The organism is Mesorhizobium alhagi CCNWXJ12-2, from assembly GCF_000236565.1.
GTDB lineage: Bacteria > Pseudomonadota > Alphaproteobacteria > Rhizobiales > Rhizobiaceae > Allomesorhizobium > Allomesorhizobium alhagi.
The window spans coordinates 42,315-55,737 of the sequence record NZ_AHAM01000020.1 but is presented as its reverse complement, the minus strand read 5'-3'; the positions used below and the strand labels follow the sequence as shown (position 1 = coordinate 55,737).

Annotated in this window: 17 protein-coding genes; 7 read left to right on the top strand and 10 right to left on the bottom strand. The window is 64.4% G+C overall.

Annotation, left to right across the window (positions count from 1 at the left end; all coding sequences use genetic code 11):
* The first annotated feature begins 3 nt into the window (after nucleotides 1–3).
* Nucleotides 4–756 carry a tRNA pseudouridine(38-40) synthase TruA gene (gene truA, locus MAXJ12_RS01680; protein WP_008834001.1) on the top strand — a complete coding sequence of 251 codons (753 nt, stop codon included), beginning with the start codon at nucleotides 4–6 and terminating at the stop codon, nucleotides 754–756.
* Here the strand turns inward: truA and MAXJ12_RS01675 are convergent.
* From MAXJ12_RS01675 to dapD, 6 genes are read right to left on the bottom strand one after another with little or no spacing between them, the layout of a single operon-like run.
* On the bottom strand, nucleotides 741–1,334 hold the full coding sequence (locus MAXJ12_RS01675; protein WP_008834000.1) for a hypothetical protein: 594 nt from the start codon (nucleotides 1,332–1,334) through the stop codon (nucleotides 741–743). The two genes, truA and MAXJ12_RS01675, sit on opposite strands and share 16 nt — an antisense overlap.
* Before the next feature lie 4 nt (nucleotides 1,335–1,338).
* Entirely contained in the window at nucleotides 1,339–2,526 is a 1,188-nt protein-coding gene (dapE, locus tag MAXJ12_RS01670) for a succinyl-diaminopimelate desuccinylase (RefSeq protein ID WP_008833999.1), read from the bottom strand.
* 32 nt (nucleotides 2,527–2,558) lie between these two features.
* Nucleotides 2,559–3,275: a class I SAM-dependent methyltransferase gene (locus MAXJ12_RS01665; RefSeq protein WP_008833998.1), complete on the bottom strand. Its 717-nt coding sequence runs from the start codon at nucleotides 3,273–3,275 to the stop codon at nucleotides 2,559–2,561.
* Nucleotides 3,275–3,988: a hypothetical protein gene (locus MAXJ12_RS01660; RefSeq protein WP_008833997.1), complete on the bottom strand. Its 714-nt coding sequence runs from the start codon at nucleotides 3,986–3,988 to the stop codon at nucleotides 3,275–3,277. Before MAXJ12_RS01660 ends, MAXJ12_RS01665 begins: the two co-directional genes overlap by 1 nt.
* Before the next feature lie 22 nt (nucleotides 3,989–4,010).
* Nucleotides 4,011–4,373, bottom strand: a complete 363-nt coding sequence (locus MAXJ12_RS01655) for a DUF805 domain-containing protein (RefSeq protein WP_040584588.1) — start codon at nucleotides 4,371–4,373, stop codon at nucleotides 4,011–4,013.
* 24 nt (nucleotides 4,374–4,397) lie between these two features.
* On the bottom strand, nucleotides 4,398–5,252 hold the full coding sequence (gene dapD / locus MAXJ12_RS01650; protein ID WP_008833995.1) for a 2,3,4,5-tetrahydropyridine-2,6-dicarboxylate N-succinyltransferase: 855 nt from the start codon (nucleotides 5,250–5,252) through the stop codon (nucleotides 4,398–4,400).
* A 147-nt stretch (nucleotides 5,253–5,399) separates the two neighbouring features.
* Between dapD and MAXJ12_RS01645 the strand changes: the two genes are divergently transcribed.
* The 5 genes from MAXJ12_RS01645 to MAXJ12_RS01625 all read left to right on the top strand — a co-directional run bounded on the left by MAXJ12_RS01645 (nucleotide 5,400) and on the right by MAXJ12_RS01625 (nucleotide 8,721).
* Nucleotides 5,400–6,239, top strand: coding sequence for an LOG family protein (locus tag MAXJ12_RS01645; RefSeq protein WP_008833994.1), 840 nt, complete (start codon nucleotides 5,400–5,402; stop codon nucleotides 6,237–6,239).
* A gap of 139 nt (nucleotides 6,240–6,378) precedes the next feature.
* Nucleotides 6,379–6,789, top strand: coding sequence for a lysozyme inhibitor LprI family protein (locus tag MAXJ12_RS01640; protein WP_008833993.1), 411 nt, complete (start codon nucleotides 6,379–6,381; stop codon nucleotides 6,787–6,789).
* Nucleotides 6,790–6,898: 109 nt separating this feature from the next.
* Nucleotides 6,899–7,315 (top strand): hypothetical protein, encoded by a 417-nt coding sequence (locus MAXJ12_RS01635; protein WP_008833992.1) that lies wholly within the window; start codon nucleotides 6,899–6,901, stop codon nucleotides 7,313–7,315.
* A 64-nt stretch (nucleotides 7,316–7,379) separates the two neighbouring features.
* Nucleotides 7,380–8,336 (top strand): DUF1775 domain-containing protein, encoded by a 957-nt coding sequence (locus MAXJ12_RS01630; protein WP_050898769.1) that lies wholly within the window; start codon nucleotides 7,380–7,382, stop codon nucleotides 8,334–8,336.
* Between the two features lie 115 nt (nucleotides 8,337–8,451).
* Entirely contained in the window at nucleotides 8,452–8,721 is a 270-nt protein-coding gene (locus tag MAXJ12_RS01625; protein ID WP_008833990.1) for a hypothetical protein, read from the top strand.
* Between the two features lie 8 nt (nucleotides 8,722–8,729).
* Here the strand turns inward: MAXJ12_RS01625 and MAXJ12_RS01620 are convergent, their stop codons facing one another.
* Both MAXJ12_RS01620 and MAXJ12_RS01615 read right to left on the bottom strand, forming a co-directional pair.
* Complete coding sequence (locus MAXJ12_RS01620) at nucleotides 8,730–9,611, bottom strand: DUF817 domain-containing protein (RefSeq protein ID WP_008833989.1); 882 nt, start codon at nucleotides 9,609–9,611, stop codon at nucleotides 8,730–8,732.
* The gene (locus tag MAXJ12_RS01615) at nucleotides 9,608–10,318 is read right to left on the bottom strand and encodes a pyrimidine 5'-nucleotidase (protein ID WP_008833988.1); all 711 of its coding nucleotides are present in this window, start codon (nucleotides 10,316–10,318) and stop codon (nucleotides 9,608–9,610) included. Before MAXJ12_RS01615 ends, MAXJ12_RS01620 begins: the two co-directional genes overlap by 4 nt.
* A 165-nt stretch (nucleotides 10,319–10,483) precedes the next feature.
* Here MAXJ12_RS01615 and MAXJ12_RS01610 point away from each other — a divergent pair, with 165 nt between their 5' ends.
* Nucleotides 10,484–11,245 carry a GGDEF domain-containing protein gene (locus MAXJ12_RS01610; RefSeq protein WP_008833987.1) on the top strand — a complete coding sequence of 254 codons (762 nt, stop codon included), beginning with the start codon at nucleotides 10,484–10,486 and terminating at the stop codon, nucleotides 11,243–11,245.
* Here the strand turns inward: MAXJ12_RS01610 and MAXJ12_RS37480 are convergent.
* Both MAXJ12_RS37480 and MAXJ12_RS34900 read right to left on the bottom strand, forming a co-directional pair.
* A complete protein-coding gene (locus MAXJ12_RS37480; protein WP_008833986.1) occupies nucleotides 11,242–11,394 on the bottom strand; it encodes a hypothetical protein in 153 nt (50 codons plus the stop codon). The two genes, MAXJ12_RS01610 and MAXJ12_RS37480, sit on opposite strands and share 4 nt — an antisense overlap.
* Before the next feature lie 63 nt (nucleotides 11,395–11,457).
* On the bottom strand, nucleotides 11,458–13,368 hold the full coding sequence (locus tag MAXJ12_RS34900) for a Gfo/Idh/MocA family oxidoreductase (RefSeq protein ID WP_008833985.1): 1,911 nt from the start codon (nucleotides 13,366–13,368) through the stop codon (nucleotides 11,458–11,460).
* Nucleotides 13,369–13,423 lie beyond the last annotated feature (55 nt).

Below are 13,423 nucleotides of genomic sequence, written 5' to 3'. Positions count from 1 at the left end.
CCAGTGCCGCGCTACCGCCTCGACATCGAGTATGACGGCAGCACCTATGCCGGGTGGCAGCGGCAGGATGGGCCGCATTCGGTGCAGGCGGCGATCGAGCAGGCGATCAAGAGCTTTTGCGGCGACGAAATAGCGCTGCGCGGCGCCGGCCGCACCGACGCCGGCGTTCACGCCACAGGCCAGGTCGCGCATGCCGACCTGACCAAGGAATGGCCGGCGGACACGGTGCGCGACGCCATAAACGCCCATCTGCAGATGGCCGGCGAAGCCGTGGCGGTGCTGGCGGCCAAACCCGTTCCTGACGATTTCGACGCGCGCTTCTCTGCGACCGGCCGGCAGTATCTCTACCGCATCATCAACAGGCGTGCGCCGGCGGCGCTGGAAAAGAACAGGGCTTGGTGGGTGCCGAAGCAACTCGACGTCGAGGCCATGCAGGAAGCGGCGCTCATGCTTGTGGGCCGGCACGATTTCACCACCTTCCGCTCCGTGCAGTGCCAGGCGAGCAGCCCGGTGCGGACGTTGGAACGGCTGGACGTCAGGCGCTCGGGCGAATTGATCGAAATCCACGCCGCGGCGCGATCCTTCCTGCACAATCAGGTGCGATCGATGGTCGGCTCGCTGAAGCGCGTCGGCGAAGGCGGATGGAGGCCGGCCGACGTCAAGGCAGCGCTTGAGGCGAAGAACCGGGCGGCGTGCGGGGCGGTCGCACCGCCGGAAGGGCTTTATCTGACCGGCGTGCGCTATCCGGGAACCTGAATTCCCAGCGCTGCCTGGAGTAGGAACAGCACGGCAAGCGAGGCTATGAACATTCCGGCGAAGACCGCCGTGCCGATGGCCGGCCCCCTGCCGATCACCACGTTGGTGAGCCGCCATGTCAGCACCATGGAAAGGCCGAACAGGCCGATCGACAGCAGCGCCGCCAGATCGGATGAAGACGGCGAAATCAGCCTGAGCAGGGCAGCCGGAAGCATCAGCCAGATGATCAGAGCGGAGCCCCAATTGCTGGCGACGACGTAGTGGACGAAGCGGGCGCCGATACCGGCAAGCGGCGCTGCCACCGCTAGCGCAACGAGCGGCAGGATCCAGGCGCTGAGATCGATCGCGGCCAGCCGCAGCAGGATCGACAGCCGGCCTCCCGCCAACGGCTCATCCGCGATTTCATTGGCAACGCCGATCCAACTGACGAAGAGCGCCGGCAGCGCTATGACAATGGCGAAGAACGAGTTCCAGAAGCCGTCGGCCGAGAGGTCGAGCAGCAGCAGCCCGTCGGGCTTGCCGGTCATCAGCCGCCATGCGCCGGTCAGATATCGCTGGATTTCGGCGGCGCTTGGCATTGGCCTAGCCGAACCAGTCTTCGATGAAGCGGGAATAGATCTGCGTCAGCGTTTCGAGGTCGGCGACTGCGACGCGCTCGTCGACCATGTGCATGGTCTTGCCGACAAGGCCGAATTCGACGACCGGGCAGAAATCCTTGATGAAGCGGGCGTCCGACGTGCCGCCCGAGGTGGAAAGCGAAGGCTGCCTGCCGGTTATCGCCTTCACGGAGCCGCTCAGCGTCTCGATCAGTTTCTCGTCGCGGGTGAGGAAGACATGGCTCGGTCCGTCGCGCCAGACAAGCTCGTACTCAATCGGCTCGCGGCTGCCCTTGCGGTACTTCTTGCGGCGGCTGGCGGCGTCCATCCGGTTGTGGATCTCCGCCTGAACCGTTTCGGCTGTCCACGCATCGTTGAAGCGGATGTTGAAGATCGCGGTCGCCTTGGCCGGGATGACGTTGGTGGCCGGATTGCCGACATCGATCGAAGTGATTTCCAGATTGCTCGGCTGGAAGTCGGCGGTGCCCGCGTCGAAGGGCGGCTCGATCAGTGCGTCGACGAGCGTCATCAGCCCGCGCACCGGATTGTCGGCCAGATGCGGATAGGCGACGTGGCCCTGCCGGCCATGCACGGTGACCGAGCCCGACAGCGAGCCGCGCCGGCCGATCTTGATCATGTCACCGAGCGCATCCGGATTGGTGGGTTCGCCGACGATTGCGGCGTCCCATCCCTCGCCTCGGGACGCAGCCCAGTCGAGCAGCTTCACCGTGCCGTTGATGGCCGGGCCTTCCTCGTCGCCGGTGATCAGCAGCGACACGGAGCCCTTTGGGTTGCCGTGTTTTTCGATGTGCCGCGCAAGGGCGGCGACGAAGCAGGCGATGCCGCCCTTCATGTCGACCGCGCCGCGGCCATACATCTCGCCGTTGCGGATTTCGCCGGAAAAAGGCGGCAGCGTCCACGCCGAATCGTCGCCGGCCGGCACCACGTCGGTGTGCCCGGCAAACATCAGATGCGGGCCGTTGCCCGACAGCCTGGCATAGAGGTTTTCGATGTCGGCCGTACCGCTTTCCGAAAAGATCGGCCGCTCGACCGAAAAGCCGAGCGGCTTCAGCATGGCGGCAAGTGCTGTGAGCGCGCCGCCCTCGGCCGGCGTGACCGACGGGCAGCGGATCAGGGTTGCGAGATTTTCGGCGGGATCGGCGGGCAGTTTCATGACAAGCGGGATACTGCAAACAGCCGCCCCTGTCACGCAGCGGCGGCTGGGCCAATAGCGCATCCTTGCGTTGGCGATCCCGGGTCGGCGGTTTGCGACATGAGCGAGAACACGGCGCCTGGCTTTGTTGCGGCATTCCCGGCCTCGCCGAATTCCAATACGGGATACTCGGCAATCAGCTGAAGCCGTGGGCGGGGCAGGTAGGCGCGCCATGGATCGCCGATCAGCACGTCGATGCCTGCAGTGAGGCAGCGATCGAGAAAAGCGGTGACGCGTTCGGCGAGATCGCGTTCGTAGAAAAGATCGCCGACGGCGACGACATCGACCGGCGGCGGCAAGCCGGAGGTGAGATCGCCGGAGGCCGTCGAGATCGTCACGCCGTTTGCGGCGGCGTTCAGGTCGATCGCCGCCACCGCGTAGCGGTCCGTTTCCGCCGCGATCACCTCGCTCGCGCCCGCCTTTGCCGCGGCGATGCCGACGATGCCCGAACCGGCGCCAAGGTCGAGCACGCGTCGTCCTGCCACAGTTTCGGGCCGGTCGAGAATGTGCCGCGCGAGCGCCAACCCTCCGCCCCAATAATAAGCCCAATAGGGCGAGCCGAAACCATGCTCGTCCACCTCGGCGAGACGGCGTAGGCCGCTGGCCGGCCCGGCCTTGTGGAGATGGATTTCGGGGATGCCGGGAACCGGAATCGCGGGCAGGTTCGCCCGGATGAATTGGTGGAGGTCCAGGTCAGGGCCGCGCACCATCAACCTTTCTGACCGCCGCTGCCGGATTGCTCGATCATCATGATCTTCTGCCAGATCTTGCGCGACAGGTTGGAACCCAGGCTCTCGACGTCGTTTACGGCATCGACGACCACCTCGTCATTCACCGATTGCGCAAAGAGGGCGGCGAGCTTTCCCGAGATCGACAGCATCTCGGAGCAGTAGTCGAGATAGCGGGCGAGGTCGGCGGCGTTCAGGACGCGTACCGGAGAGTGCTCGGTCGGCATGAAGCCGGCCGACAGCGCGGCCGGATCCTTGGTCAACTGGTGCATATCGATGACGTGGATGAGCGAACGCAGCCCGTGAAGTTCGCGAAACACCCGCTTGCGCTTGATGCGCTCCTCCGCCCGCACCAAGGCGAGGAAGCCGAGGCCGGCGAGCAGCAGCGTATTCAGCGAAGCTTCGATGCCCTGCACGAAGTCGAACGCGCCGGTGGAGATGCGATCGAAGGACAGGAACGTTCCGACGAACAGGAAAACGGAGGCGCCGACGGCGATGGCCAGGCCGATCAGGATGCGGACCCACCAGATCGGCCGCTCCAGTTCCTTGGCTGCCTTGGCTAGGTCGCGCGACAAATGCACCAGTCCGGCCGCGACCTTGCGCAAGCCGGACTCGGGAAAGCGATCGGCGATGCGCTCCTCCAGCCGTTCCGCCGTTCCTATGATGAGCACCGGGTCTAGTGTGCGGTAGGACATGTTTCGCCCGTCCTGAACTAGCTCATTTCGGCTGATTGGTCGCCGCGCCATATTGGTTTGGGCCCGGCGTGCCGGGAATGAGGCACAGCGGCAGGTACATCAGGATGTCGAAGAGAATGCAAAGGAATGCCAGCGCACCTGGCCTGCCGAAATCCTGGAGACGTTTGGCGGCCAGCGGGATCAGAACCACGAAAGACAAAAGAGTAGCGAGAAGGAAGATGCCGCCCCAATAGGCCGCTGCCGCCTCGTCAGGGGCAATGGTCATCCTGTAGACCGGAAACATCCTCCCCAGATAGCATAGCATGCCGGCCAGCGCATATGGCTGCCGGCTGAGCCGGCCCGAAAAGCTAAAGCAAAGCCAGAGAAGTCGTGAGCTATTCGCCAAACCGATGCGCCCCGTGTTACGCGCTCAATCTCTGAGCAACTCGTTGATCGAGGTCTTGGAGCGGGTCTGCGCATCGACGCGCTTGACGATGACAGCGCAGTAGAGGCTCGGACCGGGCTGGCCGTTCGGGAAGGGTTTTCCCGGCAGCGCGCCGGCCACGACCACCGAATTGGCCGGAACCTCGCCATAGCTGATCTCGCCCGTGGCGCGGTCGACGATCTTCGTCGACCTGCCGATGAACACACCCATGCCGAGCACCGAGCCCTCGCGTACGATGCAGCCCTCGACGACCTCGGAGCGCGCGCCGATGAAGCAATTGTCCTCGATGATAGTCGGTCCGGCCTGCATCGGCTCCAGCACGCCGCCAATGCCGACGCCGCCCGACAGATGCACGTTCTTGCCGATCTGTGCGCAGGAGCCGACCGAGGCCCAGGTGTCGACCATGGTGCCCGTATCGACATAGGCGCCGAGATTGACGAAAGACGGCATCAGCACCGCGCCCGGCGCGATATAGGCGGAGCGCCGCACCACCGCCGAGGGCACGGCGCGGAACCCGGCCTTCTCGAAATCGACCGCTCCCCAGCCGGAGAATTTCGACGGCACCTTGTCCCACCAGACCGCGTCGCCCGGGCCACCCTTGACGATCTCCATCGGGTTGATGCGAAAGGACAGGAGCACCGCCTTCTTCAGCCATTGATTGACCTGCCATTCCCCGTCCGTCCGGCGCTCCGCGACACGGACCAGGCCGCGGTCGAGCAGGTCGAGCGATGTCTCGATCGCCTCGCGGGTTTCGCCGCGCGTTTCCGTCGAAATGGCCTCTCGCTCGTCGAATGCCTTTTCGATGGTCTTTTCGAGGCTGGCCAGATCGGGCTTGGACATGAATTGCTCCGCTACACGCGCTGTTAAGGGCGCTGTCGTTAACGTGGTTTAAAATCGCGCGGACCCTATGTCAGAGGGATGTATCGGGTCAATCACGCCCAGCGTCACGGGACGGCGCAGGCAGGCAGAATGTGGACGGGGAAGTATATGAATCCGACGGAAAAAGCGGGATGGACGCCGCTGCCGCACGCGGACGAGGATCTGGAGCGCTCCAGGAGCGTGCCGGACACGCCGCAGACGCGCGCCGCGACCTACCGGCTGGCCTGGGACGACGAGGACTTCATGACGAGGCGCGAACTGCGCCCGGTCAGGCTGCAACTCGAACTGCTGAAGCCCGAAATGATCCTCGCCGAGCGCGGCATCCGCTCCACAGTGATCCTGTTCGGCGGCGCGCGCATTCCTGAGCCCGGCGGCGAGGCCTGGGCGGCCAAGGACGAGAGGCAGAAGCGCAACCTCGAAAAGAACAGCGTCTATTACGAGGAGGCGCGTAAATTCGCGCGGCTGTGCTCGAAGCATTCGGCGCTGTCCTACTACCGCGAATTCGTGGTTGTGACGGGCGGCGGACCGGGCGTGATGGAGGCGGGCAACCGCGGCGCTGACGATGTCGGGGCGCCGTCGATCGGGCTCAACATCGTTCTGCCGCACGAGCAGGCGCCCAACGCCTATGTGACGCCGGAACTGTGCTTCAACTTCCACTATTTCGCGATCCGCAAGATGCACTTCGTCATGCGCGCCAAGGCGGTGGCGGTGTTTCCTGGCGGCTTCGGCACGATGGACGAGTTCTTCGAGACGCTGACGCTCATCCAGACCGGGCGCATGGAGCGCGTGCCGGTGATCCTGTTCGGCAAGGCGTTCTGGCAGCGCGCCATCGATCTCGACTTCCTGGCCGAGCAGGGCACCATCACACCCGGCGACCAGGATATCATCGACTTTGTCGACACCGCCGACGAGGCCTGGGAAATTATCGGCCGGTTCTATGAACTGTAGGCATGATCCCGAACCGAAGGTCTGCCAAGGAAGCCTTGAGCCTCCTTGCGTCGCCGGAGATTGCCGCCCGGCGTAGCCGTCCCGCTCATACGGGGTGAACCCCGCCCGTCACGGGTGGATTCTAAACGGAGGACAATCGATGAAAACCGCGATACTCACTGCTGCCATGGTTCTGGCCATGCCGGCTTTCGCATTCTCCCAGGACAAGTGCTACGACGACGCCAAGGATCAGGCCGCCCTGAACGAGTGCGCCGATGCTGCGTTCAAGAAATCCGACATGAAGCTCAATGAGCTTTACAAGCAGATCGAAGCCCGACTGAACGACGATGCGGATGCCAAGAAGCTTCTCATTCAGGCACAGCGCGATTGGGTCAAGTTTCGCGACGCGGAGTGCAGTTTCCAGACCGCGGAAGCGGCCGGAGGAAGCATGATGCCAATGCTCGTCGCGCAGTGCATGGATAGCCTGGCGCAGGCCCGCGTCAAAGATTTCGAGGGTTACCTGAATTGCGAGGAAGGGGACATGAGCTGTCCCGTTCCGGCCGCGAACTGACACATCCCACAACTGGCTTGATCACGAAGCGGCAAAAATAAGCGTAGCGCCGCCATGCCGCAGAGCGTCGCGGTAGCGGGACGCCGGCGATTCCGCTAAGCAATTTGCCATGGCAGGCCGCAGGACATCGACGGGTTGGTTTGAGGCGCTGCGGCGCGACCGCGCGCTGTTTGCGGTGGCTGCTACGCTGGTGCTGCTGACGCATCTGTTCCAGCCGCTGGCCGAGGCGAATGCCGCCAATACGGCCAAGGCCTGGGTGATCTGCTCGATGTTCGGCGAGGCGAGTTCCCCGGCCGCAGACGGCGCCTTCCCGCTGCCCGTCGCCGCCGACGATTGTCCGACCTGCATCGGCGGCCCTTGCGCCGGGATGGATACCCCACCAAAGCTTTCGGCGGATTCCGAGCCCGCTTTCGCCGCGCCGGCGGCTTATGCCGGACGGCTCGCGCATGTGGCTGAGACGGAGAATCCGCCGGGCCGTTTGAACGAACCTCCACCGGCCATCCGCGCCCCACCCCTTTCCGCCTGAGACATGAAGGCTCTTGCGCCTGTGCGCCGGAGAAAAATCTGTTTTGGACGCGAAAGGAAACATCATGCGAATTCTCATGCCGATTGCCGCTGCCTGTGCACTGACGGCTATCTCGATCATTACCGCCCACGCCCACGCTTCGCTGGAAAAGCGCGAAGCCTCGCCGGGCTCCTACAAGGCCGTGCTGAAAATCCCGCATGGCTGCGATGGCCAGGCGACACATACGGTTCGCCTGCAAATCCCCGAGGGATATATCGGCGTGAAGCCTATGCCCAAGCCGGGCTGGACCATTGCGACGGCCAAGGGCGATTATGCCAGGAAATACGACCTGCACGGTGAGGAGGTCGCTTCCGGCGTCACCGAAGTCACCTGGAGCGGCGGCGAACTGCCTGACGATTTCTACGACGAATTCACGGTCAGCGGCACGCTGGCCGGCGTCGAGGCCGGGCAGACGCTGTTCTTCAAGGCGACGCAGCTTTGCGCCGATGGCGAGGTTGCGTGGACCGAGGAGCCGACCGAGGGCCAGGATCCGCATTCGCTGGAATATCCCGCGCCGATGCTAAAGATCGCGGCGGCCGGCGGTGGCCACGAAGGGCACGGCGCGCACGGCGACGCGCCAGTTGCCATAGGAGATCTCGAAATCTCCGGCCAGTGGGCGCGGGCGATGCTGCCTGGCCAGCCGGCCGGCGGCGGCTATATGACCATCTCCAACAAGGGCAGCGAGCCCGACCGCCTCGTGTCGATCACCTCGGCCGCTGCTGGCAGGGCCGAGATCCACTCGATGGAGGTGGTCGACGGCGTGATGGTCATGCGTCCGGCGGCTGGCGGGCTGGAGATTCCGGCCGGCGCGACGGTCGAACTGAAGCCCGGGGGCTTGCACCTTATGTTCATGGAGGTAGCCGAGCGCTTCGAGGAGGGCGCGAGCGTGCCGCTGACGCGGGAGTTCGAGAAGGCCGGCAAGGTCGCCCTGACGCTGCCGGTCAAAGCGGCCAGCGGCGGCGGGGATCATTCCAACCATTAGAGCATGATCCCGAAAAGTTGCAGACTTTTCGGGAAAGATCATGCGGCGAGACTTTGAGTTCGGAACGTCGTGCGGGCTTCGGTGTTAACTTCGGCTATGCCAAGGGAGAACGCCGATGGCCCGCACGACGAAGCCGACCGACGTGACCGCCAAGCGCCGCGCGGCCGAGACTGGAAAGCCGGCGGTCGACCAGCCGGAAAGCGACGAGAACGCGCTGGAAAAGCGCGTCGAGCGGCTGGAGCGGCGGCTGGAGGAGAGCGTTCGTGGCAATGACGGGCTCGGCATTTCGCGAACCGATCGCGGCCTCGACGACAGCGAGACCGAAGACGCGCTGAAGCGCGCAGTCGTCCGCTCGAATATCAAGCGCGGCAGCCGCAAGGCCTGAAGCTGGGCCTATTCCGCCGCTTGCGGCTTGGCGGCCAACTTCGCCTCGGCCGGCCGGGGCCGATGGACGAACGTCACCAGCACGAAAGAGATGATCATCAGCAGATACCAGGAGCCGAGCTTCTGGATCGATACAGGCGTCCAGGCGTCCTGCTGCCCCGGATAGATCCACGCGCGCGACCATGTGCCGATATTCTCGGCGAACCAGATGAACAGCGCGACCAGCAGGAAGCCGACCAGCAGCGGCATCCTGTGGCGGACGCGGAAGACGCGGTAGTGAACGACCGTGCGGAAATAGAGGATCGCCGTTGCGGCAAACAGCCCGTAGCGGATGTCGACGATATAATGGTGAGCGAAGAAATTGACGTAGATCGCAACTGCGAGAACGGCCGTCGCCCAGAGCGGCGGATAGGAGGCGTAGCGCATGTCGAAAATGCGCGAGATGCGGGCGAGGTAGGAGCCGACGGCAGCATACATGAAGCCGGAAAACAGGGGTACGCCGCCGATCCGAAACAGGCTCTCCTCGGGATAGATCCAGGAGCCGGCCGATGTCTTGAATAGCTCCATTGCCGTGCCGACGATGTGGAAGATCAGGATGACCTTGGCTTCGGCGAGTGTTTCGAGTTTGAAGCCAAGCATGCCGAGCTGGATCGCCAGAGCGGCGAGGAACAGGAAGTCGTAGCGTGCGATGCCGGCGTCGTCCGGCCAGAACAATCGCGTCGCGATGATGAGAGCCAGCATGGCTCCACCGAACAGGCAGGCCCATGCCTGCTTCAGGCCGAACACCAGGAACTCTACCAGCGCACCGTAAAGGCCGCGCGCCGGAAGCCGGTCGAGCACGCCATGCGCGGCGTCGTCGATCCGCGCTTCGACCGAAGTGAATCGCTTCAAGCCTCGGGTTCCCGGATCAGCGTGTTGAGGAAGCTGGCGAGATCGTCGGTGACGAAATCGACCGCATCGTCGAAGGCGGGATCGCGTTCCCAGATTTCGGAGAAGGTCGGCTCGAAATTCTTCGGCACGATCAGCACGGTGAGCATGCCGAGCGCCTTGGGCACGATGAGATTGCGCGCCAAATCCTCGAACATCACGGCGTTGCGCCCGATTATCTCATGAAGCTCGAGGAAGCGGTCATATGTCTGCTGCGCCGGCTTCGGCGTCAGCCCGGCCGCGACGATGTCGAAGATGTCGTCGAAATGATCGAGTATGCCGAGCTGCCGCGCGGTCCGCTCCGCGTGGCCGCGGTCGCCATTGGTGAAGATGAACTTGCGGCCCGGCAGTTGCTTGATGGCGACGCCCAGCACCGGGTCCGGCACCAGCCAGGAATAATCTATGTCGTGGACCTTGTTGAGGAAGTCGTCGGGGTCGATCTTGTGGCGCTGCATCAGCCCGGAGCGCGTCGTCCCGTATTCCTGATAGAGTTCCTTCTGCAGCTTGCGCGCCTCGTCGCGCGGAAGCGTCAGCAGTTCCGACACATAGGCCGTCATCTTCTGATCGATCTGCGAGAACAGATTGGTGTGGTGCGGGTAGAGCGTGTTGTCGAGGTCGAACACCCAGTCGGTGACATGGGCGAAGCGGGCGGGATCCGGAAGCTCGGTCATAGGGTTCCTTACGCAAACATCGAGACTTTTGGAAGCCGGCGCACGCGTGGCCGATTTGCCGCAACCAATGGTGGTGGAAATGCCGCGATGGCTCAAATTTTAGCCATGGCGGAAAGGAGAACTTCAGCGCTTTGCGGCATTGAGGCTGCCTGGCGGAGGCGGCGGATGAACAGCGTTATCGTGAGATCGGCAATCGTGGCGCTTATGGCCGCCGCCGTCTCGGTGCTGATCGTTTCGGCGGCCGTTCCAGCACTTGGCGGCACGGTCGACGGGCCAGCCATCCTGATGTGCATTCTGTGCCCGCTGGCGACGGCGTGGCCGGCCAGCGCCTTCACCTTCTGGCAAAGCGACAGGCTGAAACAGGCGCATCGCGAACTCGCCCGGGCGCACGCGCAGCTTGCCGCGGCACATCGCCGGCTGGCGGAAAAGGCCAGCCGCGACGACATGACCGGCATGCTTAACCGCGAAAGCTTCTTCGCGGCCCTCGACCGCTCGCGACGCAAGTCGGATCGTGGCGCGCTGCTGATCATCGACGCGGATCATTTCAAGAAAATCAATGACAGTTTCGGCCATCTAACGGGCGACCGGGCGCTGCTCGAGATTGCGGCGGCGATCGCCCGCGGCGTGCGCGGCGGCGACGTTCTCGGCCGGATCGGCGGTGAGGAATTCGGCGCCTTCCTGGTCGGCGCCACGGCCAAGGAGGCCGAGTACGTGGCCGAGCGCATCCGCCGCGAGGTCGAGTTGATCCGCTTCCGCCCTATCGACGAGAGGACGATCCCGCTGACCGTCAGCATAGGCGGCGCCAATTGCGCGGCGGCCGCAAGCGTGTCCGATCTGATGCGCGCAGCCGACAAGCGGCTCTACGAGGCCAAGAACGGCGGCCGCAATCTTGTCATAGTCGATGACGGCATCGCCGAGGCTGCCTAGCAGCCGGCCAGGAAGTCCCGCAGACAGGCGAGACCGTCACGCCGCGGATCGTCTTCCGCGCGGTAGGCCGGATGCAGGAGATCGGCCTTCAGGCCAGGATAATGATGGCCGATGAAGCGGTAGGAACGGGAATCGTCGGCGGGAATCATTTTGCTTCCCTGCTCCAGAGCCGACGATGAGCACGTCGCATACGCCGATTGGGCCGTCACTGCTCATCCCGACAGGCTCTCGGTTTCCAATGCGTCCGGTGAAAGGCTGCGGGCGCGGCGGAAGAAGCGGGATGCACTGCTTGCCTGACTGAGTTCGATGGCGGCTGCCTGCAGCGGCGCGGCGAGTTCCTTCATGCGCTCAGGCGTCAGACGGGCAGCGGGGCCGGCGATGCTGAGTGCGCCGATCACAGTGTCCTGCTGGCTCATGCGGACGGGCACGGCCATCGCCGCCATGCCGACGATGTAGCTGTCGACGGCAACGGAGTAGCCGCGCTGCCTCGTATCGGCGAGCCGTGCGAGCAGTTCCGTGGCCGTCTTTGGCGCCTTGGGGCCTGGCGTCTGCAGCCTTGGCACAAAGCCCTGTTCGGCAACCATCATTAGAGCCTCCTCGTCGTCGAGCGCGGATAGGAAGGCCTGCCCGCCGGCGGTAGAGGCTAAGTGGAGCACGACGCCCTGTTCCTGGCCGGGATCGTAGCGCAGGCCTGCGGTCGCCCCTTGGGCGACGGCGACCCAGACTAGCTTGCGGTCGTCGAGGACGCTGAGCCGGATGAGTTCGCCGCTGGCTGCCGCAAGACGGTCGAGGATCGGCTGGGCGATGTCGGTGACGCCGCTCTGGCCGAGGAAGCTCAAACCCATGGCCGCGAGCTTGATGGTCAGCGAATAGTCGCCCTGTGCACGGTCCTGGCGCACATAGCCGAAGCGGGCGAGTTCGTTGAGGAGGCGGTGAGCGGCGCTCGGCGGCAGGCCGAGGCGGTTGGCGATGGTGCTGACCGATAGGCCCTCGGCATTTTCCGAGAGGAGTTCGAGTATGCCGAGCGACCGTTCGAGAACGCTGGTCATGCCGGATGCTCCGTATTGGCGGGGCGGGCGGAAATGGCCTCGACCTGTGTTTCGCGCCCGCTCTCGGCCGCCCGGCGGATCGCATCGATGGTGGCGAGGTTTTTCGCGGCTTCGATCCCCGAAACCAGCGGCTCGGCGCGGCCCGCGATCACCGCGCCGAAATGCCTTATCTGCGCCGTAGGGGTCTTCTGCCTCGATGGCGAGACTCTTCCGTTCAAGGGTGTGCGTCCAACTCTTCTCGCCTCTATGGGACCAGTAGGTGAGGTCGGGCAGCGACAGTCCGCCATCGGAGCCGGCGAAGAAATGCGACTGCACGGGATGCGCCGGAAAGCGCTCTATGTTTTCGCCGGCCGAAAGGTCCCAGGCCCACGGCCCGACCGCCGCATCCGAGACCGTCAGCGACGCCAGCCCGCCATTTTCGAAACGCAGAATGGCCGCCGCTGTGTCCTCCACCTCGAAGCCGCGCGCGGCATTTGAACTGATCGCCGAGACGGAGGCGACGCCGCCGAAGAAATGGCGCATCAGGTCGATCTCGTGGATCAGATTGATCAGCAGTGGACCGCCGACTCCCGGCTGCCGTCGCCATGCGACGTCGAAATAATTGCCGCCCTTGTAGAGCGAGCAGATCACGGAAGCCATGACGAGGCTGCCGATCGCACCTTCGGAGATTGCCTTTTTCGCGGCCCGGATGATCGGGTTGTGGCGCCGGTGATGACCGATCAACAGCGGCACGCCGGTGCGCTCGGCGACTGCGAGCAGAGCGGCTGCTTCGGCGACCGTGTTGGCGATCGGCTTTTCGACAAGCACCGGCAGGCCGGCTTCGAGCAACAGGGCGGATATTGAGACGTGCAACTCGTTCGGCGTCGCCACGATCACGCCATCGGCGCCACCGGCGGCTATCATCGCCTCGACGCTGGAATGCAGCGGCACGCCGTGGGCTTTGGCGATACCGGCGGCGTTGGGACCCGGATCAACAATGCCCGTCAGCCGGAAGCCGTCCGTCCGGGCGATCGTTTCCATGTGGGTCATTCCGATGAGGCCGGCTCCCACCAGTCCAATGCGAATGTCCGCCATGCCATCTTCCCACGGTACTCGGCCTTGAGCGCCGAGACGCACTTCTCTACGCTAA

Coding starts and splice junctions, on each gene's coding strand:
- MAXJ12_RS37480 (WP_008833986.1), bottom strand. CDS start 11,394: ATGATTCCCGCCGACGATTCCCGTTCCTACCGCTTCATCGGCCATCAT.
- MAXJ12_RS01615 (WP_008833988.1), bottom strand. CDS start 10,318: ATGACCGAGCTTCCGGATCCCGCCCGCTTCGCCCATGTCACCGACTGG.
- MAXJ12_RS01660 (WP_008833997.1), bottom strand. CDS start 3,988: ATGTCCTACCGCACACTAGACCCGGTGCTCATCATAGGAACGGCGGAA.
- MAXJ12_RS01675 (WP_008834000.1), bottom strand. CDS start 1,334: ATGCCAAGCGCCGCCGAAATCCAGCGATATCTGACCGGCGCATGGCGG.
- MAXJ12_RS01665 (WP_008833998.1), bottom strand. CDS start 3,275: ATGGTGCGCGGCCCTGACCTGGACCTCCACCAATTCATCCGGGCGAAC.
- MAXJ12_RS01610 (WP_008833987.1), top strand. CDS start 10,484: ATGAACAGCGTTATCGTGAGATCGGCAATCGTGGCGCTTATGGCCGCC.
- MAXJ12_RS01640 (WP_008833993.1), top strand. CDS start 6,379: ATGAAAACCGCGATACTCACTGCTGCCATGGTTCTGGCCATGCCGGCT.
- MAXJ12_RS01645 (WP_008833994.1), top strand. CDS start 5,400: ATGAATCCGACGGAAAAAGCGGGATGGACGCCGCTGCCGCACGCGGAC.
- dapD (WP_008833995.1), bottom strand. CDS start 5,252: ATGTCCAAGCCCGATCTGGCCAGCCTCGAAAAGACCATCGAAAAGGCA.
- MAXJ12_RS01625 (WP_008833990.1), top strand. CDS start 8,452: ATGGCCCGCACGACGAAGCCGACCGACGTGACCGCCAAGCGCCGCGCG.
- MAXJ12_RS01635 (WP_008833992.1), top strand. CDS start 6,899: ATGGCAGGCCGCAGGACATCGACGGGTTGGTTTGAGGCGCTGCGGCGC.
- MAXJ12_RS34900 (WP_008833985.1), bottom strand. CDS start 13,368: ATGGCGGACATTCGCATTGGACTGGTGGGAGCCGGCCTCATCGGAATG.
- MAXJ12_RS01630 (WP_050898769.1), top strand. CDS start 7,380: ATGCGAATTCTCATGCCGATTGCCGCTGCCTGTGCACTGACGGCTATC.
- dapE (WP_008833999.1), bottom strand. CDS start 2,526: ATGAAACTGCCCGCCGATCCCGCCGAAAATCTCGCAACCCTGATCCGC.